The 26,536-nt window shown below is 38.7% G+C and carries 20 protein-coding genes; 5 read left to right on the top strand and 15 right to left on the bottom strand.

Translation table 11 applies throughout. The annotated features are described in order from the left end of the window. On the bottom strand, positions 1–3,933 hold a 3,933-nt coding region (locus M0R16_12850), incomplete at its 3' end, for a carbohydrate binding domain-containing protein (GenBank protein ID MCK9613761.1). Positions 3,934–4,185: 252 nt separating this feature from the next. Here M0R16_12850 and M0R16_12845 point away from each other — a divergent pair. Then, positions 4,186–6,312 (top strand): hypothetical protein, encoded by a 2,127-nt coding sequence (locus M0R16_12845; protein ID MCK9613760.1) that lies wholly within the window; start codon positions 4,186–4,188, stop codon positions 6,310–6,312. Positions 6,313–6,340: 28 nt separating this feature from the next. Here M0R16_12845 and M0R16_12840 read toward each other — a convergent pair whose 3' ends face one another. From M0R16_12840 to purE, 7 genes are all read right to left on the bottom strand, one after another. Next, positions 6,341–7,495, bottom strand: a complete 1,155-nt coding sequence (locus M0R16_12840) for a T9SS type A sorting domain-containing protein (GenBank protein ID MCK9613759.1) — start codon at positions 7,493–7,495, stop codon at positions 6,341–6,343. Between the two features lie 62 nt (positions 7,496–7,557). Next, a complete protein-coding gene (locus tag M0R16_12835; GenBank protein ID MCK9613758.1) occupies positions 7,558–9,087 on the bottom strand; it encodes a peptide MFS transporter in 1,530 nt (509 codons plus the stop codon). A gap of 150 nt (positions 9,088–9,237) precedes the next feature. Then, positions 9,238–10,599 (bottom strand): MFS transporter, encoded by a 1,362-nt coding sequence (locus M0R16_12830; protein ID MCK9613757.1) that lies wholly within the window; start codon positions 10,597–10,599, stop codon positions 9,238–9,240. 32 nt (positions 10,600–10,631) lie between these two features. Next, positions 10,632–10,922, bottom strand: coding sequence for a nitrous oxide-stimulated promoter family protein (locus M0R16_12825; GenBank protein MCK9613756.1), 291 nt, complete (start codon positions 10,920–10,922; stop codon positions 10,632–10,634). A 9-nt stretch (positions 10,923–10,931) separates the two neighbouring features. Further along, positions 10,932–13,037 (bottom strand): helix-hairpin-helix domain-containing protein, encoded by a 2,106-nt coding sequence (locus tag M0R16_12820; GenBank protein ID MCK9613755.1) that lies wholly within the window; start codon positions 13,035–13,037, stop codon positions 10,932–10,934. A 135-nt stretch (positions 13,038–13,172) separates the two neighbouring features. Continuing rightward, positions 13,173–14,024, bottom strand: coding sequence for a hypothetical protein (locus M0R16_12815; GenBank protein MCK9613754.1), 852 nt, complete (start codon positions 14,022–14,024; stop codon positions 13,173–13,175). 4 nt (positions 14,025–14,028) lie between these two features. Then, the gene (gene purE, locus M0R16_12810; protein MCK9613753.1) at positions 14,029–14,532 is read right to left on the bottom strand and encodes a 5-(carboxyamino)imidazole ribonucleotide mutase; all 504 of its coding nucleotides are present in this window, start codon (positions 14,530–14,532) and stop codon (positions 14,029–14,031) included. Between the two features lie 90 nt (positions 14,533–14,622). On the opposite strand from purE, the gene hpt reads away from it, so the two are divergent. The 3 genes from hpt to M0R16_12795 all read left to right on the top strand — a co-directional run bounded on the left by hpt (position 14,623) and on the right by M0R16_12795 (position 16,514). Next, positions 14,623–15,159, top strand: a complete 537-nt coding sequence (gene hpt, locus M0R16_12805; GenBank protein MCK9613752.1) for a hypoxanthine phosphoribosyltransferase — start codon at positions 14,623–14,625, stop codon at positions 15,157–15,159. A 7-nt stretch (positions 15,160–15,166) separates the two neighbouring features. Next, the gene (locus tag M0R16_12800; GenBank protein MCK9613751.1) at positions 15,167–15,763 is read left to right on the top strand and encodes an adenylate kinase; all 597 of its coding nucleotides are present in this window, start codon (positions 15,167–15,169) and stop codon (positions 15,761–15,763) included. 136 nt (positions 15,764–15,899) lie between these two features. Continuing rightward, the gene (locus M0R16_12795) at positions 15,900–16,514 is read left to right on the top strand and encodes a YigZ family protein (GenBank protein MCK9613750.1); all 615 of its coding nucleotides are present in this window, start codon (positions 15,900–15,902) and stop codon (positions 16,512–16,514) included. 1 nt (position 16,515) lies between these two features. On the opposite strand, the gene M0R16_12790 is transcribed toward M0R16_12795, so the two are convergent. After that, positions 16,516–16,737, bottom strand: a complete 222-nt coding sequence (locus M0R16_12790) for a hypothetical protein (GenBank protein MCK9613749.1) — start codon at positions 16,735–16,737, stop codon at positions 16,516–16,518. Between the two features lie 267 nt (positions 16,738–17,004). After that, the gene (locus tag M0R16_12785; GenBank protein MCK9613748.1) at positions 17,005–18,909 is read right to left on the bottom strand and encodes a RecQ family ATP-dependent DNA helicase; all 1,905 of its coding nucleotides are present in this window, start codon (positions 18,907–18,909) and stop codon (positions 17,005–17,007) included. 414 nt (positions 18,910–19,323) lie between these two features. Between M0R16_12785 and M0R16_12780 the strand changes: the two genes are divergently transcribed. Next, entirely contained in the window at positions 19,324–21,468 is a 2,145-nt protein-coding gene (locus tag M0R16_12780) for a tetratricopeptide repeat protein (protein MCK9613747.1), read from the top strand. A 25-nt stretch (positions 21,469–21,493) separates the two neighbouring features. Here M0R16_12780 and M0R16_12775 read toward each other — a convergent pair whose 3' ends face one another. From M0R16_12775 to M0R16_12755, 5 genes are all read right to left on the bottom strand, one after another. After that, positions 21,494–22,261, bottom strand: coding sequence for a class I SAM-dependent methyltransferase (locus M0R16_12775; GenBank protein MCK9613746.1), 768 nt, complete (start codon positions 22,259–22,261; stop codon positions 21,494–21,496). Between the two features lie 5 nt (positions 22,262–22,266). Next, the gene (locus tag M0R16_12770; protein MCK9613745.1) at positions 22,267–22,686 is read right to left on the bottom strand and encodes a hypothetical protein; all 420 of its coding nucleotides are present in this window, start codon (positions 22,684–22,686) and stop codon (positions 22,267–22,269) included. Between the two features lie 222 nt (positions 22,687–22,908). After that, positions 22,909–23,595: an aquaporin Z gene (gene aqpZ / locus M0R16_12765; GenBank protein MCK9613744.1), complete on the bottom strand. Its 687-nt coding sequence runs from the start codon at positions 23,593–23,595 to the stop codon at positions 22,909–22,911. Positions 23,596–23,632: 37 nt separating this feature from the next. Further along, positions 23,633–24,538 (bottom strand): phosphatidylglycerol lysyltransferase domain-containing protein, encoded by a 906-nt coding sequence (locus M0R16_12760; GenBank protein ID MCK9613743.1) that lies wholly within the window; start codon positions 24,536–24,538, stop codon positions 23,633–23,635. 87 nt (positions 24,539–24,625) lie between these two features. Next, on the bottom strand, positions 24,626–26,290 hold the full coding sequence (locus M0R16_12755) for a T9SS type A sorting domain-containing protein (GenBank protein MCK9613742.1): 1,665 nt from the start codon (positions 26,288–26,290) through the stop codon (positions 24,626–24,628). Positions 26,291–26,536 lie beyond the last annotated feature (246 nt).

Genomic DNA, 26,536 nt, shown 5'->3' with positions numbered 1-26,536 from the left:
CCACGGGCCTGAACCAGACAAAGAAATACTTATGGTTATAGTATCTCCTATGCATATAGTATCGTCATCCACTTGCACTATAGCTGTTGGTAATTCTTTTACAAAGACACTTACCCAGTTAGCCGAATCGTTGGTACATCCGGTAGCATTATCCGTATAGCTTTCTATATGATAATATGTGCTTAGTATTGGATTGTCATCTATTTGGAATGGGCTGGAGTCAACAATTGTATCGGGTAAGGTATAGGATGAACCGCCTACTTCAGTTCTTGTGAGTCCATGTAATAACCACGGGCCTGTTCCTGAAAGGTTAATAGATATTAAAATTTCATCCCCTGCACATACGGTATCATTATCAATGCTGACTGTTGCTGTTGGCAAAGGATTCATCACTACAGTGGTACTGTTTGTCGCTATACAGCCATAACTATTTTCAACCGTAACAATGTATTCTGTCGTTTCTGAAGGTGTTACTTCTGTTGGGTTTTGCTGGTTTGAAGTGAATCCGTCAGGATCAGATGTCCAGGAGTAAGTTGCCGGATTTATTACTGGACCTGATATCTCTACATCGTCAATATATAACATATACATATTGGTATTAGAATAACAGTTGAACCCGAAATAGTAAGTGCCGCTTGTCACAGGATTAAAAGAGATAACTGCCTGTTCCCAGGTTTCATTAAATAGTGCTGTATCACCATTGTTGTCCCACAGGGTGGTTGTTTGAGCCAAAACTGTTGCTGCATCGCCAACAGTTACTTTTAATTTCTCAGGATAGTAATCACTTTCAACCATATACCAGAAACTAATGGTATAAGTGGTGCCGGCATCTAATGCCATAGGCCCTGTTATACCCCATGCGTCAGCTGGTTCGTCTGAATAATGATAAAACATTGATAAATTGCCGCTGTGGCTTACATCGATGGCACCCCAGTCATTACCTAAACCCTCATTGTAAGATGTCCATCCTGCCGGAGGCAATACTTCAAAACCTTCGAAATAATTTACAGTGTTGTAAACATTCGAATTTGCTGAAGAAAACAGATTTATAGTATCACCAATGCAAATTGAATTACTGGATGCGTTAGCTGTAACATCTGAAGGCAGAGGATTTACAACTACATTCGCAGAGTCTGTCATTAATGCGGAACATCCGGTTAAAGTATCTGTGGCTGTTATGGTATATGTGCCAGTAGAGAATGCTGTCGGGCCAAAGGTTAATGCACTTCCTGTACCTTCTATGGTTGTAACCGGTGTGGTTGATAAATCATAATTAACCCCGTTCATAGAACCGCTCAGGTTAATTACGACACCTGTACCACCCTGACAATATTCTCCGCCACCGCTCACAACAAATAGCTGTGGTAATTGATTGACGGTGAATGTTTGCGTGCTGCTAGCTGTGCCTCCTGGTGTTGTTACCTCAACAGTGCCTGTGGTGCCGGTACCAACGGTTACTGTAACCGTGGTGTCGGTATTGCCGGTAATTTCTGCGGCTGTCCCGCCAATGGTAACGTCTGTAGCCCCCGTCAAATCTGTCCCATGTATTACAAGTGCTGACCCCACACATCCTGCCGTGTCTTCTATGCTAGTAATCACAGGGGTGGGAACCGGCGTTTCTGTTACCATGAAATCATCAAGCCCGAAATAATTTGGTGTGTAATTGTTGCTAATTCGTACAACAAAATAATATGTACCAGATGTTGAAGGGTAAAAAGTTCTTGTAAGTGTTTCATAGCTTGTTGAAGATGTTTCTCCGCTTAGTATAGCGTCCCCGAGTATGGAATAATCTGTGCCGGTTTGGGCCGTATTATAACCTACATCAACATTCCACCCCGAATTTCCATCGCCTACATAATTAAAACTAATATTATAAGAATTTCCTGTTGTCATATTAAACCCGGGAGTGATTAAGTATTTATTGCTACTGGTAGGGCTCCAATAGCAGGTTATATAGTTTGGAGTAGTTGCAGGGTCATTATATGTGTTACTGGCAGCATTGGCAGAAGCCCAGGGAGTGCCCGATGCCGATTCAATAGTCCAGCATAATGGAATAATGGAGTTGCCAATGGTATTCATGGTGTCAAAATTTTCTGTCCATGGATAGCTTGTTACAGCATCGCATAGTGTAGTAAAAGAGTATGGGCCCGCCCATGAACTTACATCTCCACCGCAATCTGCCTGAACATAAAATTCATACGTAGTATTGCCTGATCCTCCTGTCGCAGGCCACGGATTACTTGTTGTTCCGGTTACTCCAATCAGATTTGTTCCGGTTCCTGGAGTGAAACCAGGAGCGCCAAGTTCTATATTCCATAACGTGGCTGTTCCGGTTTCTGTCCAGCCAAGATCCGCAGAATTATTGTTGATATTTGTTGCTTTTAATGAGGAAGGCTGAGGACATGCAGGCACTTCTTCAACGGTAAATTCATCTATACCCTGATTACAATAACCGTATGAATAATATGAATTTGAAGCAAATCTGAATATTACTGTCTGATTTGCATAAGCTGACAGGTTTACAGTATTCAAATACCATCCCGAAAGATCACTTGTTGATGAAAAAGTAGAGTTAGCTTCTGTGTGCAAATAAAGATCTGTCCATGTGGAGCCGTTATCATTACTTATTTGTAGCGTTAAGGGTACTGGGCTGTCTGTATAACCTTCATCACCTAAATAGTAATAGTATTTAACTTGTTTTGGAGTCTCGCCCAGTTCAAAAGCCAAGGTTTTCAGATAATAAGGGTTGTAGGATGTTTCTGCATTGTAAACATTAAGAAAGGCAAAATGAGTACCCTCTTGAGGACCGCTGACCCCATGAGATGCATCATTTGTAGTTACAGCCCAATGGTAAGATGCTCCTTCGGCGTCCTCTGATACAGACGACCAGCAGGAGTCAAGAACAGAAGCAAAACTTTGCGTATAGGGATAGCTGGTAATATTAGCACACGAGGTAGTGAATGTGGTCAATGCCCAATTACTGTAATCTTCTTCCCCGCAAACAGAGCGTACATAAAGATAATGCTGTGTACCACCGGGGGTTAAGCCTGAGACATCATCATCAACATCTCCTGCTGCCGTGCTTCCTGTCGCAACAAGTCCTGCAGGTCCGCTTCCCACGTCACCGCTGGTACGGATTTCATATTCATATCCATTGGCAGGAGCTGGTATAGCTGCTGTCCAGGCAATGGTTGCTTCTACTGTTGAAATGTCAGAAACATTTAAACCACTGGGAGCAAAGCATGTTGCAGGAGTGAAAGTAAAGGTGAGACCGCTGGGAGGGTACACGGTAGGGGATAAATCACAGGAAGCTGTATTAGTTGCGCCGGCAGTGGTTGCTGTCCAGTCAGTAGTGGTAGCCCTGTTGTTGAAGTCATCATTGGAAGCGCCTCTTAACCCAACCTGCGCTGTCCGGGTAGTAGTATTTTTTGTATAACTTCCGTAAACAAATTGTATGACATTGGTGGTTTCATATAATTTAATTTGAAAATTATAGCTCTCACCGGTAGCGTTATAATGACGATAATTTTTCCATTGTATAGTAAGCACCTGGTTCGGTGAGGACCCGCTAAGCTGATAGCTAAGTTCAGCTCCCGTAGTATTGGTCTGAAGGTCTTCACTTTGCGGGGCAATAACATTGTTGTTTAATCCTGAGCTAAGCGCAGAAGTATTTGAAATAACCGTTTCTCCCATGGCAATGAATCCATTATTATTCACGCTGAACTGAGTGTAAGGTACGCCATTATACGTGAAGGTGAACCCGATGTCATTTGCATCAAAGTTATCATCATCTGCACTAGTCGTCAGAACAGTGCCGTCTGTTATTTCTGTATAAGTACCTGTGGAGCTGCTAAACAGGTATGTGCTCACTTGTGCCCGGGAATTTCCTGCCCAAACAAGCATCACAATTAAAATTAATAACAATTTTTTCATAAGCTTTTAGTTTTTAGGTTAAAAAAATAAACCTCAAATTTAAATAAAACATTAATACAAAATGTTAAATTTTGTAAAAAAATAGTAATTTTATTGTATTTATGAGTGTTATGATATTAAATATACTGGTTTCAAAAACTAAGTATTGATGGTGGTTACTAATTGATGAAATTTCTTAAAAAACTACTTTTATATTTTGCCTTAAAGCATTTCTTTATAAAAAAATTGTAGGTTTGTTATAATAATTCCAAAATGCAAGACAATATCCGAAAAAACAGCATTAGTTTTTTTATTCTCGGATTTAATGCAGTTGTAATTCAACTTGTCATTCTTAGAGAGCTATTCAGTCTTTTTTTCGGTAACGAGTTAGTTTCAGGCATGATACTGGCGTGCTGGTTTGTTTTCACCGGCATGGGGGCTTTGCTGGCAAAATACCTGGCTGAAAAAGTAAATACATTCTTTTCGTATTTATTGTTGGTTTTCCCCTTGTTGTTAACTGCTGTTTTACTTCTGGGGTTTGCTTATTTTAAGAATATACTTTTTCTGCCCGGAATGATGCAAAGTCCTTTCGAAATGTTGATTATTATAGTGTCGGTATTATCTCCGGTATGTATTTTATCAGGAGGGGCATTTCCAGTATTTGCTGCCCGAATGACACGTCAAAGAAACGAAATTGCTGTTGTTTATGCCGTTGAATCTCTGGGGAGTATTGTCAGCGGAGTTCTGTTCAGCTTTTTGCTCATACGTTTTTTTGACTCCTATCAGATTATTTCTATAATAGCTATATCAAATGCTTTCTTTTTTATAGCGATGATTACTTTAAAGAAAAAAAACAGGAATTTATGGGTTCATTTACTAATGTTGTTAGCACTTGTTGTTTTTCTTATGAATACCGATATCAAAAATATTGCTCTTGGAAAATTGTATCCGGGGCAAAAAATAATAGAAACCCGTGAAAATGAATTTGGGAAAATTGTGGTTACCGGGAGCCAGGAGCAGTTCAATATGTATCTGAATGGCACGATTATCAATTCTGACCATAATGAGATGGCAACCGAAGAATCTGTACATTATATCATGATTCAAAGGCCTGAGTCCAGGTATGTGTTGCAGGTTTCCGGAAATATTTATAATACAGAAAAAGAAATAAAAAAATATCATCCCTTGCATATTGATTTTGTTGACATAAACAGGGATATTGCTGAAATGGAAAAAAAATATTTTTCGCATGACACTATATTGTTTTCAAATGTGTATTTTCAGGACCCGCGCATTTTTATAAGAAAATCACCAGTAAAATATGATGTTGTCATTCTGAATACTCCCGACCCGCTTTATGCTCAAAGCAACCGTTTTTACACATTTGAATTTTTTTCGGAGTTGAAAAGGTGTATGCAAACGGATGCAGTTGCCGGTCTTAGTTTACCCGGGATGGAAAATTATATGAATCCGTCATCTGTTCAATTGAATTCTTCTGTTTACAACAGCCTGCGGAAAGTCTTTAAAAATGTGAGTATCATCTCTGGCAACCGTTTGTTTATGCTTGCTTCCGATGGCAATTTGACTTTAGAGATAGCAAAAAATATTACGGAGAGGAATATTGAAAATGTTTATGTCAACGAATATTTTCTGAATGACAGCCTGATAAAACAAAAATCAGAAAAGATTATTTCTGATATAAACGCTTCCGCGCCTGTTAATTATGATTTAAAACCCATAACATATTATTACGGACTTCAGCACTGGTTAAGTTTTTATCAGGCAAGCCTGTGGCTGCCTGTAATGCTGGTTAGTATAATATTTCTTGTCATGATATTTATCATGAAACCCGTTAATGTCAATCTACTTGCAAGCGGTTTTACATCAGCGTCCGTTGAAATGATTATTATTGTCGCTTTTCAATCGTTATGCGGTTATGTATATTCTGAATTGAGCATTATCATCACATTATTTATGACAGGTTTGTTTACCGGCACTTCTGTTGTCCCCAAAAAACTTAAAGCCGGATTCATGCATTTTATTATAATGCAAATTATCTTATTGGTTTTTCTTTTGATAGTATGGGTACTTTTCAATTATGTCTTACACCTTTCATTATTTGTTAGATTTGTTTTTTATCTTATCGTTTTTCTGCTGGCTCTAATCACAGGTGTTCAGTTTGTACTTTCCACAAGGCTTAAAAACCAACCCAATGCCATCAATGCAGGGAATTCGTACAGCATAGAACTTTTGGGTTCTGCAGCCGGGGCTTTATTAATCACAAGTTTTATCATTCCGTTGCTGGGAATACCCCAAACATTACTGCTGCTCTTGGCATTAAATGCTGTGGTAATTTTAATAACAATAATCAATAAAAAGTTATTAGGCCGTTTCGCCTGATATCAATTTTGAATCCTAAATGAAAACACTACATTTTAATAATGCGCCGTGTTACATGAGAATCATTTGCGTTAATAACTTTCACAAAATACACTCCTTGTATTAACGTGCTGATATCAAGCTTGGTTATTTGCCTGTCAGTTTCTCTTTTTAAAATTACCCTTCCTGTTATATCTGATAATTCAATGAACGCCCTTTCATCTCCGGCAAGTGAGATATTGAGATTGCCTGTTGAGGGGTTGGGATAAATATTTACTTCTGTATTTTTGGCTTCGGCAATTCCTGAGGGGTCAATATCGCAATTTTTTATGTGAGTTATTTTTGTGGAATTGGTTAATGAATCCGTAAATTCATACCATGAGACTTCCACTCCTTTCAGGAAAAAGTCAAGGTAAGGAATCAAAAAACTCATAGTAATTGCCTGTTGTTCTTCTCTTGTTATATCCACACCTCCCGGGTTGCAGGTTTCTTCGCCAAAAGTGCAGGCTAAATTATAATTGGCAAAATTACAGTGGCCTCCGTTAGTGATACTGATATATACTTTACAGCTACTGGCAAGTGCGTTATACATAAGCAGTTGATGTTCGTCGGGCGGTGCTACACAGTCGTCAGCGCCGGAAATTACCAGAGTGGGAATAGTAACATTGGCGGCAGCAGTGGTGGATGAAGGGTTTGTTACGGCAGCGGCAAAAGTTACCATCACTGTTGGCAAGGTGTTGTTTTCGCAGCCAAGAAACGATACGCCACCTCCCATCGAATGCCCCATCATGGCTGAAGTAGTCCCGACTTTCTGATAAAAAGGCGAAGAAGCATTGGAGCCTTCCGACTGCAATTTGCTGATTAAAAAAGCAAGGTCTTTGCCGAATTCGGAATGGTTGGGGGCTCCGCCTTCTGTGGTGGGCAGGGCAACGATATATCCCAGGGGTGTTAGAACTGTCCAGATGTTTTCATAGGAAGAAACCGACATAACAAATCCATGTCCGAAAACAAGAATGGGAAACTGTCCTGATGCAACATCGGTGTTGTTTCCTGCAGAAACTGCCGGATAATATATTTCTGTCTCAATGTTACGGTCGCTGCGTGCAGGGTCCTGATAAGTTATTGTACGGTGTCCTGTAGGATATTGTGCGAAAACAGAAAGAGAAATGAATGTAATTATTATGTTTAATGATAAACTTCTCATAGGTGATAATTTTTAATAAAGATAAAAAAAAAAGAGGCTCAAGGCCTCTTTTTTTATTTTTTTTATTTGGCTACCTTTTCCAGCCATCGGAGCATGAAAAACATTGTCCCCATTGAAATACAGCAGGCCACAATGAAAACGGTCCATACGCCGGAAATCGGTATAATGTCGTACAAAACAGCTCCAATAAACAGCAACGAATTTCCGATAGCAGTAGCACAGAGCCATAAGCCCTGCATCATGCCCTGATATTTTGGAGGAGCCACTTTAGAAACAAATGATATACCCAAAGGTGAAATAAATAGTTCGGCCACAGTTAGAATAAAATAAGTGCCTAATAGCAGGAGAGGTGTAATGCGCTCTGCATCGGGTAATCCTCCCATTTCTGTAAGCTCGCTTTTTGTAGGAATTCCCATTGAGCCCAGTGCCATTAAAAGATATGCACTTGCAGCAATCCCCATCCCAATGGCAATCTTTTTAGGTGTTGAGGGTTCTTTTCCTCTGGCTCGTAAAGCGCCGAAAACAGCTAAAATCACCGGTGTCAGAAATACAACAAAAAATGGATTGATTGACTGGAATAATTCTGCACCTTTGATTTCGGTGAATCCCAGGTTAATACTAATCTTGCTTAAATCTGTATAATCTTTTGCAAAATAAGTAAGCGTCAAACCATTTTGATGGAATGAAAACCAGAAGAAAATAACCACCGCAAAAACTGCAAATAATGCGTAAAGGCGTTGCCTGACTTCTTTGATATCCATTTCTATAATATTGGCATTGGCAGCTTCTTCCTTGGTTTTAGGATTCGGGAATTTCTTTTTATTGGCAAGGTATATAATCAGTGAAATAATCATAGCGCAGATTGCCACTGCAAAAGCATAATGAAAACCTGTGGCAAACACATTAAGATATTTATTGGCGAAAGTTGTTATGTCGGACCCGGCATAATTAAATTGTGCTGCGAATTCCTGAAGTTTGGTAATACCTTCCACGCTGATTGTGTTATTCAGGTGCGCATGGCACAACTCTGGCATTGCGGAGTTGTATTCAAATCCATGAGAAGTTACCCACCAGTTTCTTACACCAACTGCTGCAAGTGGAGCAAAGATGGCACCCACATTGATAAACATATAGAAAATGGAAAACCCTGAGTCACGCAATTTACTGTATTTTTCATTGTCATACATCTGGCCGACAAGAGCCTGTAGGTTGCCTTTGAATAAACCGTTACCGAAGGCAATTACAAACAGTCCGCCACAGGTCATCCCAAGCAAAAGGTTAAAAGAATTTTCAGGAACCGGTGTTGATGTGGGAATAGCAATCAGAAAATACCCGACAGACATCATTATTAAACCAATAAGGATAGTTCCTTTGAAATTCTTGGTTTTATCAGCAATGAGTCCGCCAACAAAGGCAAGAATGTAAATTGAAAAGTAAAAAATGGAATAAATGATTCCGGCATTGGGGCCTGAAAGACCGAATTTTGCCTGAAGAAACAGCACGAGGATGGCCATCATGGTGTAGAAACCAAAACGCTCTCCCATATTGGCCAACGCAGCTGACAATAAACCCTTAGGATGATTTTTAAACATATAATAATAGTTTTAAATTTGGTGCAAAACTAAGTGAATTTTTTGAATTAGACAAGCCTCATTTATTATATGCCTTAAATGATTTGGGTTACAAATGATTACAGATTACCAGACCTTGCCGTAATCCTTTTAAAATGCAATTGTCCCGTATCAATTTATATCATGCGGTAATCCCGGGAGTATACCTTTATTAATATATATAGGGCGCACATACTTCCTGAGCGTTTTGAGGTTGAACCAAAGCCACACGCCGGATAAAATAGTAATTGTTCCGGAAATCAGTAGTGTATAAGGTATGCCAATCCCACTGGCCAGCGTTCCTGACAGGAGGTTGCCTATTGGCATGGTTCCCATTAGCGCCATGGCATAAAAACTCATCACCCGGCCCCGTTTATCTTCATCGGCAATGGTCTGTAACATCGTATTAATAGACGATAATGAAAGAACCATGGTAAGCCCTGTGAAGAAAAATATCATCATGGATAAATAGGTTACCTGCGAAAAAGATGCTAAGGTCAATGACAGGCCATAAACTCCAATACTGATGGAAATTATTTTGGCAAGCCCCAGCACTGTTCTTCGTGAGGCCATATACAGCGCACCGCATAGTGCACCGGCGCCCAGGGCAGACATCAGGTAGCCGAGAGTGTCGGCATTTCCAAGAAGGATTTCTTTGGCGTATGCTGGTAAAATTACCACAACAGGAAGGCCGATCAGGCTTAAAACAGCCAGCAAGGTAATTAAGGTACGTATGGGCATGGAATTAAATGTATAATGGAAACCTTCCGAGAAACTCTTCTTAAATTTTTCGGGATGGATGGATTGTTGTTTTGCCGGAATTTTGATCTGCATCAGTGCCGCGATTACTGCTACAAAACTCAAAGCATTCAACAGAAAGCAGATTCCTTCACCAACAACGGCAATGGTGATACCGGCAATTGCCGGGCCTATTAAACGTCCGGCGTTGAAAATGGCTGAATTCAATGCTATGGCATTTCCCAGGTCTTTGGGATCATCAATCAGGTCGATGACCAGCGATTGCCGGGCCGGTGTGTCGAAAGCGTTGATAATACCAAAAACTATACTTAATGCTACGATATGCCATACCTGAATCGTGTTTGTCAGGACCAAAACTGCCATGGTCAGGGAGTGAAGCATAAAAAATACCTGGGCAAGTTTCATAATTTTAAGCCGGTTATACCTGTCGCTGATCACTCCTGTAAAAGGTGACAGAATAAAGCTGGGGATCTGACCGGTAAATCCCACCAAACCTAAAAGAAACACCGATCCCGAAAGCCTGTATACCAGCCAGCTTAATGCAATATTCTGCATCCATGTCCCAATCAATGAAACGCCCTGACCCACGAAATAAAGCCGGTAGTTTCGCGAATGGAGCGACGAAAATATGTTCTTTATCGCTGTAAAACCTTTCGGAAAATTTTTGCTGAGCGCCATGGCTGATATAAAATTAATATAAGAGAATTTTGACCCGCATACATTTTTGTATGGCAAAGTTCCGAATAAATTTTTAGTTGATAAAACATTTATCTAAGCATGTGCTGTAGTGCGATCACTGGATGATAAATGATCATTCTTGGCCCTGAATAGCGCATGACTCTTCTGATTTCTTCACGTTTATTATTTCTGAAACAGTGTGTCTGACATTTTGAGCATTTCGGTTTATCCGGCAAGTGCGGACATTTATCAATGCGTGTAAAGGAGTAGTTTTCTAATTCACGGCATTTTCCACAAAGATCGCTGGTGTGATGTTGCTTTCTGCAATACAATCGTATCATCAGAAATACTACTCTCTTTTCTTTTTCAATGGTCGTCATAATTTCGTATCAAAACTTAAATCTAACCTGTACCTTTATTTCCGATTGCCTGTTGCCATTAATCTCATTCAGCCCGGAACTGATAACGGTTTTATTGTCATAATATGTTTGGGCAAAGCGCAGCCAGATATCAAAATGTCTCCCCGGGCTGTATTGCAGCATAAGGTAATAACGTATTCCTTTGTCATAAAAAGAAGGTATGGAATAGGCATGCAGCACGTCATTTTCAAAAGCATACATTCGGGTGTTGTATGATTTTGTGTCAAATAAGGTAAAACGAAAAGAAAAAGCCAGCGGCAATTTTTGTGGCCTGTATTTTATGTCCTGATAAAGCAGGTATCCATACTCAGGTGCAGAAGTGTTGAATTTGTAATTTGATATCTCAATCCTGTTGGCTAAAGTAAAAGCATCAGAAACCGGATAAGTAATATGCATACGAATGTTTTGCCTGCTGTAAGGTACGTTATAATTTATTACCGCATCTTCATCATCGCTGTTTATTTGTTTTTGTTCGAATTTATATCGAAACTGGATGTTGATTTTTTTTGTGGGCTTATACTGAAGGCTGATATTGCAGTCGAAGCCGTTTGAAGGGCTGTTAACCCTGTATTTAAGCCATGGGAACGTAAAAAAATCTGCATAAGCGTTAATGAGAATCTTGTAATGAGGTTTTACGGAAATACCCGCATAAAAACCACTTTCGTTATAGGAATTGCCGCTTTCACTAAAAGACGAAGAATATAAGGATTGGTAATTACGTTGATAATATCGGTACGACACCACGAAAGAAATATAACGGTTTATGCTTGCCATCAGTCCGTTGAATGTTGCCCAACCGCCATTCTGACTGCGGGAAGTTTCTCCGAAAATGTTAAAATTGCGGAAAATATAACTGTAATCTATGCCCATATTGAAATTATTCTGGCCATTGAAATCAAAGATTTTATAAGGTTTTTGTTCCGTTGAAATGGGCATATTCAGGTGAATACCATAAGCTGTGATGCCAACATTCAATGCTTTGGTTTTATAAGCCAGGTGGCCGCCAAATAATTGTTCGTTTAATGCTCCTTTTTTTTCTGCACGGTTTGGGGTATTGTGCAATCCGTCTTCACTTAAAGATGTAATTATATAGTCAGTGTTTTCAGTTGTGTCGTTTGCACTCAGGGTTGCATCCATATTTTTAATGGAATAAAAACCTGTTAATTCAAATCCTTTGTATCCCAGTGTAAATCCTGTTCCCCTCATAAAGCCGCTTTCGTAAGAAGAAGAATACGGGCTGATGCCGCGGGCAATTTTTTTTATGTTTATGGCTTCGCTGGATTTCCCGAAGCTAAGCCCCGACCAAAGTGTAAGCCCCTGCCCAAACTGTATGTTAAAATCACCAAGTATAATATTTTTTATTATCCCCATGTTTTGTACATTGATAAACCCGGAATAAAAATCATAACCATACCGGTTTATCCCTTTGAAAAATTGCTCTCCGGCGTCTTTTTCAGCAGTAATACCCCACATTACTTTATTATTATAGTTAAAACGGTATTTTAGGTATAATTTATCAGGGCTTCCAAGGTAATAAGAGTTGGGGCTTAATTCATATAACGAGTCAGGAACTTTTTTAAAGCCTTTCTGTTTTTCAATGATTCGCTGATAACGCATAAAAACATTATTGGTACCGTACAAAAAAATATCTTTAAAACGAAAAGAAGATTTTTCAGTTTCCATGCCCAGATTAATATAGGGAAGGAGCAGGTTGATGATGTCCACATCAAAGCCTTCTATGGATTGAAGCTCATAAACCGAAAGCAATTTGCCGTTTTTTTGAATATGTTCCAGCAGGTTTTTTATTTGAATATCGTTAAGTATTTTCAAAGCGGAAATTTCTTCAAAACTTGCTTTATTGATATTTAGCGGATGCTTGAGGTAATATTCCATGTCGGAAATCATATCACTATAATCGATTTCTGCATCTATTTGTTCACTGTAGTTTTCAATGAGTTGCTGCTGAAAATCTGTTGTACTGTCGGGCTCTATTTCCTGGGCTAAAAGCGCTTTACTGGAAAATAAAAAAATAATTACGCTAAAACACAAGCATAAGTTGGTAAAGAGGCGGTTCATCTTTGTTTTTATTACTCTGTGTATATGATTTGTTGTACTTATTTTTGTTTGTAATATTTTTTTAAAATAACTTAATTAATTTCTAAGTAAAATAATTTTAAGTACTTCAAACTTCAGCTCACTTTAGGCACTTTTTTATTTCTTGTTTTTCTTTTCCGAATATATCGAATGTATGTCGTAAACCAGCGAGGCCTGAGGTGTAAATCCCAGTACAGGATGCCGTGAAGCTGAAACATCCAGTTTAAAATGATAAAATTCAAAACCGGCTCCGAAGGAATAAATAAAAGGGTTCGTAGCAATACCAATTCTGATATAAACCGGTTTTACAATATGATACTCCAACCCGGTTTTAAATATGGGTTTATAATTGATATCTTTTTCCACTTCGGCTGCCAGTACAGCTTTATCGCTAAAAGTATATGAAAGCCCTATTTTAAATATCAGTGGTATCCTTTCATTGTCGTACGATGAGATTTTGACCATGATAGGGTTATATATATGTGCTGCAATGATTAAGTTTTTAATGATTTTTGCACGGATACCCGCTTCGAAAGTGATGTTGCTTTTATTCCCATAATTTTCTGCAATATGCGTATATATGTAATCCAGTTGCACCCCGGCTGAAATTCTATCACCGAAAGCCATACCATAAGCGAGGCCAATTTTTGATTCATTATACAAATGGTATCCGAAGTTTGATACATTCAACCCGAAAACTCCAGCTTTTTTAACAGGCACTAATAATGAAAAACATTTAAGCCCGAGTTCTTTAGTGATAAATCGGTTTTCGTAATATATCCCTGCTGCAATATGGTCATAGTATGCCATAGCGGCCTGGTTGTTGTGAACTGACCAGAAGTCGGTAAGTGTTACGGAAGCATTACCCATGGCTGCCGAGCGACTGCCAATGGGGCTGTTGTCATGTTGTGCGGTTAAAGTGAAAGATATCAGAAGCAGTGTAAGGAAAAAAAAATATCCGTGTTTCATGTTTTCACACTTTGTAGTTGTAATTTATTTTCCCAAGCTCCTCATTGGCTTTAACAATTTTTGTTTTCAGATTTTTTTTGAATGTAAGGTTTTTACTCATAAGTTTTTCGTCACTCAAGGAAAGTATCTGCAAAGCAAGGATGGCAGCATTTTGTGCTCCGTTCAGTGCCACGGTAGCTACGGGAATGCCCGGGGGCATTTGTAATATTGCTAAAATTGAGTCAAGGCCTTCAAGGGAAGATTTTATGGGAACGCCTATCACGGGCAGAGGTGTCATGGATGCAATAACTCCCGGCAAATGTGCGGCCATGCCGGCTGCTGCAATGATGACTTTTATGCCGCGCCCCTGTGCTTTTTTTGCAAAATCAGCTACCTCATCGGGTGTGCGGTGTGCCGATAATGCATTCATTTCAAAAGGTATCTGCATCTCATCGAAAAATTTGGCTGCGGCTTCCATCACGGGCAAATCAGAAGTGCTGCCCATGATAATACTTACAATTGGTTTCATAACTGAAAATTTATTATACAAAGATAAAATATTTATGAATTTGACAGCTTTTTGACTTTAATTTGTAATTTAGCTTTTTCAAAAAATAAAATGACCACAGTAAAATTAAACGATAAAACTTTTTCATTGTTTGTCAGCAATAATACTATACAACAAGCAATCACTGATGTTGCTTCACGTATAAATAATGATTATAAAGAAAAATTGCCTCTTTTTATGGCGATACTGAATGGCTCTTTTATGTTTGCTGCCGACCTGTTGAAAAAAATTAACATAAATTGCGAAATCACTTTTGTGAAGCTATCTTCTTATTCAGGAACATCATCAACCCAACAGGTTAAACAACTGATAGGATTTAATGAAGATATCAAAGGGCGGGAAGTTGTGATATTGGAGGATATTATTGATTCCGGACTTACCATGGAACACTTGCTTGAAAAATTAGAAACCTTTCAGCCGGCAGGTATCCGAATAGCATCATTATTACTGAAGCCCGATGCTTTTATTAAAAATTTTCCTATTGATTATGTCGGCTTACATATCCCGAATGATTTCATTGTAGGTTTCGGACTTGATTATAACGGACTGGGGAGAAACCTCCCTGATATTTATAAAATTGTAATTTAATACTTCTATGCTAAACATCATCTTATTCGGTGCGCCGGGCAGCGGCAAAGGCACACAATCAGAAAACATCATCAGTAAATACCAATTGACCCACCTTTCTACCGGTGACATCATGCGGGAAGAAATGAAAAACGAAACAAAAATCGGAAAACTTGTTAAAGATTATATTAACAAGGGGCTGCTTGTGCCCGACAGCATAATCCTGGAACAGTTAATATCAAGGACAACGAATGTTGTCAATACCAATGGTTTTATATTTGACGGTTTTCCCCGTACGCTGAACCAGGCTGTGTCTCTTGATGAAATGCTGAACACAAAAAATGCCCCGGTGTCAATGGTGATATTTCTTAACGTTGCTGAAGAGGAATTGTTCAACCGTATCATGTATCGTAGCCAACACTCGAACAGGGGCGATGACAACGCAGAGATCATAAAAAAACGTATCGAAGTTTACCGGGAACAAACAGAACCGCTGCTGGAATATTATAAAGAGCAGGGCAAACTGTCGTCCATTGAAGGTATGGGAACCATAGAAGAAATCTTCGGGCTGATATCTGAAAAAATTGATGAATATGTTTCGAAGAAAAATATCGTGATTAAATAAAGCGGTATTGCTTACTATTATTTGGGGCATTACAAAAGATAAACTTCAGGCGTAATCTTAGGTAAAGGTCGCCTGTGGTGATAAAAAAAACGTATAACTGACCTGTGTTACCGATTTTGTTTTAAACTGTTTTTTTATGCTTTTTGAAGATGTATATCTTACCATAGAAGAAACTGCCGAAAGTGTTTTCCGTGACAGAGGCAGCAGATTTATTGGACTGGCGGTGCCTGTGGAAAATGAAATCGCTGTGAAACAGACACTGGGAAAAATTAAAAAAATATATTACGATGCAACCCATCATTGCTATGCTTTTCGCCTGGGTTTTGATAAGAGTATTTTTCGTTTCAACGATGACGGTGAACCATCTGGAACGGCAGGCAGGCCTATCTTTGGGCAAATACAGTCGAAAGACTTAACCAATGTATTGGTGGTTGTTGTAAGATACTTCGGAGGCACAAAACTTGGTGTCAGTGGACTTATAAATGCATACAAAACTACTGCCAGAGAAGTGCTGGAGAAAAGTAAAATTATTGAAAAAACCATTAACGATAGTTATCATATCACGTTCAATTACGAAAAAATGAATGATGTGATGCGGGTTTTGAAGGATGAAAATGCAGTGTTTATTTCTCAGAATTTTGATGAAAAATGCACCGTTGAATTTTCAGTGAGAAAAATGAAATCAGGCAAAGTTTACGAAAAACTTAACTTAATTTCAGGTGCGGTAATAACTTACCTTAAGACTTTCTGAACTATTGTTTTGTACCGTCCACTTTATAATTTGTTCCACCGCCCAGCCCGCCTCCCGGGCATGAATTTGTAGCATAGTTTAAACTTACAGTGTTTTCGGATGTAAAACTGCCGGCTCCGGCACCGCATAATAATTTCAAATAACCTTCCTCATCAATATTCAGCCGGAGGTTCTTATTGCTGCTGTAATGTATGTATATTTCCCCTTCATTTTCATAATACACATTCCCGGTGTATGTCAGCGTATCAGAATCGTAAATTCCAACATTAATATTCCATGAATAATAAGAACAAGTGAAGTTGTAAATGCCTGTGTATTTATTCCTGAAATCTGAAGGCAGGATGTTTTTTTACAATTGAGGAACAACAGTGGGGTGCTTAAAAAAGCTATCAGAAAAAAATGTTTTTTTTTATTTAAAATTTGTTTTTGTGATATGATGAAATGCAAATAAAAAATTGTACAATACAATTATGATAATTTTTTATGAAAATCAATACCACTTATATATTCCTTCTTTGTCGACTGAAATTTTATCGTTATCCGTCAGCCATCGCAAAATGGCAATCAGTTTATCTTCCTGGGTACTTTTCAGCTTTGTTTTAATTTGGTCAATTGTCAACCCATTATCTTTTAGCAGGGGTTTAATCATATTGACAATGTTGTCGAATTCAAGTTCTGTGAGGCCAAGTTCGTTGCGCTTCAGGCAGACATCACATATACCACAGCGCTTGTTGTTTTTTTCTCCAAAATAGTTGAGCAAAAACTGGCTTCTGCATTTGGTATTACCAGACAAATAATCTGTAACAGCTTCTAAGCGCTTGAGTGCATTTTCTTTAAGAATTTTATAGTTTTGGTCAGAAATCTGAATGTTTTTATCCGGCAGGCGCTCACATACAAATGTTATTTCCGGTTTATCGGAGCGGGGTTTATACAAGATGACATTCATTTTTTCCAACTCATCAAGCATGGCAATAACCTGCCCGGTTTTCGTGGAAGATTTTTGTGCAATACTGTCTTCATCAATTTTAACATAATCGTTAAACAGTCCGCTATACATTCGTAAAATTGTTTTGATAAGACGAACATATTTGGCGTTTTCCAGTTCAAAGCGGTATAGTTCGGTGTTATTGGCTGTGATATGCAGTTTTGAAGGTTCATGCATAGCTTCTGAAAGGGCTATAAAGCCTTCTTTTTCAAGGAATTTTAAGGAATTGAACACCGTATGTACCGGGAGGTTGTAATGCTCACTGAATTCACCGATAATAAAAGGGTATGTTGTGTCGGCACCGCTCCCGGCAGCAAGATGAAAATAGTTGCAAAGACAGTTATAGATTTTTTTTATTGTTTCTTTGGGAGGATAAGCAAATTCGAAATGTTTATAAGCATCCTGTATGTCTGCATTTTCATAAAGCATTACGGCAAAAGCTTTTTTCTCGTCCCTGCCTGCACGGCCTGCTTCCTGAAAATATGCTTCTATGCTTTCGGGCAGGTCGAGATGAACTACAAACCTTACATCAGGTTTGTCAATGCCCATTCCGAAAGCATTAGTACAGACCATGACACGCTTAAGCCCGCTTTTCCATGAATTTTGTTTTTCGTCTCTCAGCCTGGAGTCAAGACCGGCATGATAAAAATCGGAAGAGCAGTTGTTTTTATTCAGAAAAGAAGCAATTTCATTAGTTTTGCGGCGGTTGCGGACATAAACAATACCGCTGCCCTTATTCTTTTGAACAATTTTCAAAAGCAGTTGAAGTTTGTTTTCTTCCTTTTTTACAAAATAAGAAAGGTTGTCGCGTTCAAAGCTTTTTTGTAACAGGTTTTTCTTGCTGAACAACAACTGCTTTTGTATGTCGTCAACTACTTCCGGAGTTGCCGTTGCTGTGAGCGCAATGACGGGTATGCCGGGCAAAAATTCTCTGACATCGGCTATTTTGAGATAAGGCGGCCTGAAATCATAACCCCATTGAGATATGCAATGGGCTTCGTCGACAGCCAGCAAATTGACTTTCATGTGCTTTAGTTTGGCATGAAAAATATCCGTTCCAAGCCTTTCGGGTGAGAGGTACAGCAATTTAATTTCTTTGTTATATACGGCATTGTCAAAAGCAATGTCTATTTCGTTTCGGCTCATGCCGGAATAAATTGCAATGGCCTTGATGTTTCTTTTGTTGAGGTTTTCCACCTGGTCTTTCATCAGGGCAATAAGGGGCGATACAACAATACAAAGGCCTTCTTTTGCCAATGCAGGCACCTGGTAGCATAGCGATTTTCCTCCGCCTGTGGGAAGTAAAGCCAGGGTGTCATTACCGGCAAGTACCGATTGGATGATGTCTTCCTGCAAAGGCCTGAAAACCGAATAACCCCAGTATTTAGTTAATATTTGCTGTATTTTCACTGCAGCTATTTTTTGCTAATTTACAAAAAAAAACGATAATATAATCCCACATACTGTATGAAGAATTTTGCATTATAATTATGAATATTTTAATAACACTTTTGCTAATTCATTACTTATATATAAAATTACACTGCTCTACAATAAAATATTTTATAAATACGCAATGCCTTGTAATATAACGTTCCTATGGAACTTATTTGGGGTATGTTTTTTTTTAGTTTCTACCAATCTTTTGTCCCTAACGGGATAACCCCATAGGGATTGAATATTGGTAGATAATTATTTATACAAAGATTATTAAGTTCTGTTAGGACGAAATACATTTATATCGCACAATAATGATAAAATTATTTATTTTGCTCTATGTTTTAAAACCGGAATTCATTTCTAAAACAAATTTGAACAAACCGAATGGGTAAGAAGAATAAAAAGTATCAGAAAACTCATCAGAAATCAAACTTGCAACATAATATTGTTTCACAAAGCAATACTGCTGCTTTTAAATTTCCTGCCAATCGTAAAAAAGAAATTCTGCTGGCAGCTCTTGCAGTTATTTTTACACTTATTGTTTATATTCCATCGTTGAAGAATGATTTTATTTTCAACTGGGACGACGGAGGGTATATCCATGAGCACAAACTGGTTCATGAACTTTCATGGGAAAACTTTAAAACAATTTTTAATCCTACCACTTTTTACAAGGGAAATTACCATCCGCTTACCACCTTCTTCTATGCTGTGGAATATGCTATGGTAGGAGAAAAGGCCCTGTTGTATCACATCCATAACTTACTTTTTCACCTGTTCAATGTCATTCTGGTTTTTGTGTTCATCAAACTGATTTCAAAAAGGATAGAAGTGGCAGCTTTTGTTGCATTACTTTTTGGCATACACCCCATGCATGTTGAATCCGTGGCATGGATATCAGAACGTAAGGATGTGCTTTACGCTTTCTTCTTTATGCTCTCGTTAATACAATACTATTATTTTTTCACGAAAAAAGATAACAAACGAAGACACTACCTGCTTGCATTTTTGTTTTTCTTTTTGTCATTGCTTTCCAAATCGGCAGCAACGATACTTCCTATTGTAATGTTTGTTCTGGATTATTATTTGCGCAGGAAACTGAACTTAAAGTTAATTCTTGAGAAGGTACCATTTCTTGTATTGTCATTAACTTTCGGCCTTATTGCTGTTTATTCACAGGGAGAAAAAGGGGCTATTCAGGACCTGACACCGATGTTTACTATGTTTGAGCGATTGCTTATTGTTTGTCATTCCACACTTACATATTTCTGGAAGTTATTTGTACCTGTTCACCTGGCGGCTATGTATCCTTACCCAAGCCGTATTGACGGCATCTTTCCTGTGATATATTTTATTGCGATGGCAGTTATCATTTTGTTTGTAATCGCCTTTGTAACGTTTTTTATACGCTCATTAAGAAACAAAAAAATAATGAGGCATTATATTTTTGGTTTTCTATTTTTCTTTTCAAACATTATACTGGTGTTGCAGATTGTTCCTGTAGGAGGTGCTGCCATGGCCGAGCGATACAGTTATGTTCCATACATAGGCTTATTTTTTATAGTGGGAATTCTGTATGATAACTTAATGAACAACAAATCAGAAAAGCTAAAACGTCTTACGCCTTTACTTCACATTCTTGCTGCTGCTTTAATTATCTTCTTCTCGGTGCTGACCTGGCAGCGCATCGGCAAATGGAAAAACGGCGAAGTGCTCATGCGTGACCTTACAAAAGTATATCCACACCTGCCTTTTGCTTATAATAACCTTGGATATCTATATTACCATTGGGAAAAGAATCATGAAAAGGCTATGAAAGAGTTCAATACTGCCATACAACTTGACTCTACTTATTATCAGGCATGGAGTAACCGAGGTGTAGTAAATAATAACCTGGGCAAGCATGAGGAAGCCGTGAGAGACTTTTCTCATGCATTAAAATATAACCCTGACAATATTGACGGGCTGTTTGGAAAAGCAAATTCGTTGAGCGCCCTAGGCCGTTTTGAGGAATCGCTGTCTTATTACGAAAAATACCTGAAGCTGAAACCTGAAGACGGAAAAGGGTTTATGAAACGCGGTACCGCTTTGTTAAATTTGGGCAGGCACGAGGAAGCAATAAACGATTTTGAGACCTGTCTGAAAAAACTTCCAGATGATGATGAAACCTATTATTGGCTCGGGCTGGCATATTACAAAAAGAGTAACTTTACCGAGGCCTTGACAAAGCTGGATAAAGCCATCAGCCTGAACTCAAAAAAGCCCGAAATGTATTCCTGGCGCGGACTTGTTAAATACAACCTGAAACAGACGGATGATGCTATTGCCGATTACTGCACCGCCATAAACATGAATCCGAACGATGCAGCCGCCTACGTGAACCGTTCGGTAGCCTATTTTGAAAAAGGTAATTATACCCAGGCATGGGAAGATATCAATACCGCGGGCAAGATGGGCTACCCCCTCGACAGGGCATACTTCATGAAACTGGAAGCTATTATTATGAAATGGCCTGTCGCTAACAGATAAATAGAAGACAGACTTTATCAATAACTCATTTTTCTGCAATAACGAGCATCTCAAAATCCTCGGTACTCAGTTTGTCATTTCGTGAAAAGGCCCCAAGTTGAGCACCGAATATTTCTGTTTTTTTATAGCCAAGAGTGTGTAAAAGCCATGTTATTTCGCTTGGGACATAATACCTTTCATTACAATCCAGCACTTTTTTATTTCCTGAATCATCGGTAATTTCAGTCAGATTGTGGTCGCGGAATGTTATCAGGTCGAAGGTATTGCTGCGGTATGTGGCATTGCCGTCTTCTGTTGCAGCATTACAGAACTTTTCAACAGAATGATAAAGAGGAAACAGCCCGTTCAGTGTGGTGAAAATAAATTTTCCGCTGCTTTTTAATGACTTTGTTACATTTTTTAATATTTCAAAATTCATTTCATCGGTTTCCATCAGCGGAAACCCGCCTTCACAGAGCATGATGGCGGCGTCAAATTCCCCATTGAAAGGAAGGTTCCTTGCATCGTGCTGTTGAAAATTAATTATAAGCTTTTCTTTCATGGCTTTTTCTCTTGCTTTGGCAAGGAGCGTTCCTGACAAATCAATTCCTGTGATGTTGTAACCTCTTTTTGTCAGTTCTATGGCATGCCTTCCTGTTCCGCAGCCCACATCCAGTATTTTTAGTGTTTTGTTATAGTTGAGTTCTTTTTCAATAAAATCACATTCTCCTAAAGTCCCTTGTGTAAAGACCTCTTTTTCATAACTATCAGCATAGTTTTCAAAAAGTGTTTCATACCATTGTTTTTTACTCATCGTTTTTAATGTTTTTTTGTCATAACAACTTCCATAATGGTTTCATAGTTTCCCTGTGATGAAGGTTGCTGCATGGTTAGTATAATTTTTTCATTCCCGCATTTTTTGAAAGTCTGCACCAGAAGGGAATCCTGCCAATGCATCATCAATGTGTCATTATTTATAAAATTACAGCTGGCGCTTAAATAGTTCCCTGAATTTTCGAACCACCAATACCTGTATATCCCGGCTTTGCTGTCCCGGGCAAAAATGCCTTTGGCTTCGCTGCCCGATGCAGTGGAATATTCAAAAAGTATAAAGTTGTTATTTAACATGCTGCTGAAAGTCCCTGTGCCTTTGTCTGTCCCGGCTTCGCTGAAGCTGCTTTTAGGAATTTTATAATCAAGATCCCATTGTCCGAGAAAAAAAGAAAATTCCTTCATCATCTCTGTGAGTATTTATTAATAATAACCCGTTGTGCTGTTGATAACATAACTATCTTACGTTCAGATTGAGCGAAGTCGAAATCTGAACCGTCAGTATCTTGTAAAGATATGAAATAGTGAGACTTCATAATTTAATAGCACAAGCGGTTAATAATAATTTCCGTGATACCTCAGCGTGTTCGATGATGCAAGAAAAGATATCCAATCTGTTTCCCAATATTGTTACTCCTTGTCTGGGGAAATCATTCTGTAAACAATCCCTGCGAGGATGGCACCAACGATGGGTGCAACAATAAACAACCAAAGTTGTTCAAGCGCCCAGCCTCCAACAAATATCGCCTGGCTGATACTTCTTGCCGGGTTTACTGATGTGTTGGTAACAGGAATGCTAATAAGGTGAATGAGTGTCAGGCCTAAACCGATTGCGATACCGGCAAAATTTTTCGGGGCTTTTGAATGCGTTGCTCCCAAAATAATTATCAGGAACATAAAAGTCATCACAATTTCTGTCAGCAATGCTGCAATCATGTCATATTGACCTGGCGAGTGTTCGCCATAGCCGTTAGCAGCAAAATTTCCGATTTCAAAGCCGGATTTTCCGCTAGCTATCAGGTACAATATTCCTGCTCCGACGATGGCACCAAGTATTTGCACACCGATATACGGCAGTAAATCTTTTCCTTTAAAGCGTCCGCCTATCCATAAACCTATGGATACTGCCGGATTCAGATGACAGCCGGATATGTGGCCTATCGCGTAAGCCATTGTCAGCACGGTTAAGCCGAAAGCAATAGCTACGCCGGTAAAACCTATACCTAATTCAGGATATGCAGCGGCTAATACTGCGCTTCCGCAACCTCCCAAAACCAGCCATAGGGTTCCGATAAATTCTGCAACTAATTTTTTCATAATGACTCCTTTTTTAATTATACCCTCAAAGTTACTTCTATTTTTTATTGATAATATATTTTTTCAGAAAATCAACAGGCCGCAGTTGAAGTTTTGATTCTCTAAGCCCAGCTATGCCAAGGTCCTGTTCAAAATTGAGAAATTCAACATGATTGTCTTGAAGAAATGCCGTCGTTTCTTTCAGCAAGAAAGTGAACACACCTGTTACGGAAATATCGTATTTTCCAAAATGGCAGATGGCATAAGCATTATCGAGTATTTCAAAAATATTGAAAGCAGCGAGCTTGTCATCAACATAAATCCCCAAAGCGGTAACATTAAAATGCCTGCTGTTTTCCATCAGGCGTGTGAAAGCCTTATATTCATATTCTGTTTCGTTACTGCCGGCTTTTTTGTTTTCTATCCAGTTGAGGTATAAAGTGTTTACCTGCTGTTGTATTTTTTCACTTTCCAGGTCTATAATTTCCGTGTGGTGTGAAGGGTGTATTCTGTGAAATTTATTGATTGCATTTCTTTTTTCTTTATATGCATTGCCCTTTAAAAGAGAAAACGCTCCGGTGGAAAGTATGTAATCATTGTTATCTCTGTCTTCTGTTATAGTTAAGCCTTGGTCGTTGATATGTTTTCTTGTGCATTCTGGGATATAACACAACTTGTCTTTTATGTCTGCTTGCCTGCAATGATTTAAAAGTGTGAATGCAGTTTCTGTTGCTAGGTTTTCACCCAGAAAAGAAAAATATAACTCACCTGTGATTATATTCTGAAAAAGAACTACAAGATTGCCGTTAAGCCATGAAACCTGAATTGTATCATTTATATTGTAACAAAACATAGCCGTAAAATTATAGTCGGCATAAGGAGGAAACCTACTTATAAAGTTGCTGATATTTTCTTTGTTGTTGAGTGTCAGTTTTTTGCTGTCAGGGAATTCAGGAATATGCATGATTTAATATTCAGATTGCTCTATAATAACACTGTTGCTTTTATTCGTTAATATATCTTTCAATTCTATCGGGGTGTAATTGAAATACTAATTCAAAATTATTATCCGCTGTGTGAGTAATTCTGACGATGAATAAATTTGCAAGGTATAGAGTCCGGAAATCAAATTTTTAATATTCATTTCAAGATGATAATCATTCACAATCATTTTTTTTACTATTTGCCCTTTAGTATTTACAATATGCACTTTTGAAATTATTACAGGTGATTCGATACGAATGCTATTTGTAGCAGGATTGGGGAAAACCGAAACATACGATGGAGCAGCCTGGTTTTCCAAACCTGTTATTTCAACACAGGGGCGTTTCCACAGCCCTGTTCCATTTATACCTGTATATAAATTTTCATCGTAACTACTAATAGAAAGTACGGGTGAGCCATAAAGTCCATCGTTGACAGGTAACCAACTTTCCCCATAATCAGAACTGAAATATATTTCTCCTAAATCTGTTCCAGCCAGCAAAGTGTCATTGCAAGCATGAAGTGTACGTATTTCAGTTTGCGCAGGCATTCCGTCAGAAGCAGAAATCCATGTATTTCCGTTGTCTGAAGATTTAAATACACCCTCTGAACTGGTGCCTGCAAGAACATGTCCATTAAAATATTGAAGAGCAGTAATCCGGTTGTCAGCTAACCCATTATTCACCTGATACCATGAGGACCCGAAATTGCTGCTGCAATATATCCCTGAATCTGAAGTTCCGGCAAAGAGATAAGTTCCATCTGAAGCAAGGGCAGTTATGTTCATGCAACCAAGTCCTGTGTTGACGGGATTCCAGTTGCTTCCATTGTTTGCTGAAACAAAAATACCCTCTTCGCCACTACCTGCAAATATTTTTCCGTTGCAGAATGTAAAACACTGAATCCAGCTGCTGGTCAGTCCTGTGTTGGAAGCCTGAAATGTAATCCCGTTATTAACAGATTTAAACACCCCAAGCATATCCGTACCGGCAAATGCTATTGGACTGTTTGCAATTACAGAACGTATCTCGACAGTTCCTATAGTGCTTGACTTTGTCCAGGTTACGCCGTTGTTGTTCGAAGTATAAAGTCCTGCCCCGTGCGTTCCTGCAATGAGTACTGAGCCACTACATGCAAGACTTCCAATGTTTGCTTTAAAAACGGTGCTGCTGTTGCTTAAAGTCCAGTTAACTCCCTCGTTGGTGCTTTTATAAATATTTCCGTTGCTTACTCCAGCATAAAGCACAGAGCCGTCATTACCTATAGCCCATATGTCTGTTTCATTCAATCCGGTATTTATAGTTGTCCAGGTTTGGCCAGAGTTAGTAGATTTATATACACCTCCACCAAAAGCACCGGCATACAACACTCCGTTCATGTGTGTAAATCCTTTTACCATTGGAATATTTGTTGCCATTTGAGACCAGGTAGTTCCGCTGTCAGCCGAAACATAAACTCCTGCATAAATTGATGAAGCAAATAATTTACCATCAAAATGTATGATTGATCCAACACTCGTCTGAGTAAATCCGTTATTGGCAGGGGTCCATGTATCGCCCATGTCCGTTGACCTGTAAATGCCGTTCAGATAAGTACCTGCATAAAGATAAGCTCCGTCAGTTTCCAGCCAGTAGATGTATTTTGCAGGTATTCCGTTGTTTATTGCAGTCCACGTGTCACCGTCATCAATGGAGCGGTATATACCACGCAAATACGTTCCCGCAAAAAGCATATTGTTGCATTCTATGATAGTTTTAACATATTTGCCTTTGAGCTCAGTTCCTGCCGGCTCCCAGTCAATGCCCTGGTTGTTTGTGCGAAAAACATTTTCATCTGTGGATACAAAAACATATCCTCTGTAAGCTTACCTGAAAGTCGGCCATTTGAGATTAGAGTTTAGCCGAAGCGCCAGCGAGGCGTTTCGTATTGAATTTTAATTTTAAATTAGCTATATGAAAGCAAAACGATTTACAGAAAA

It is taken from the genome of Bacteroidales bacterium, from assembly GCA_023228145.1.
Classification (GTDB): domain Bacteria; phylum Bacteroidota; class Bacteroidia; order Bacteroidales; family CAIWKO01; genus CAIWKO01.
Note: the sequence above shows the minus strand (reverse complement) of the source record. Positions and strands in the feature narration are given on the sequence as shown.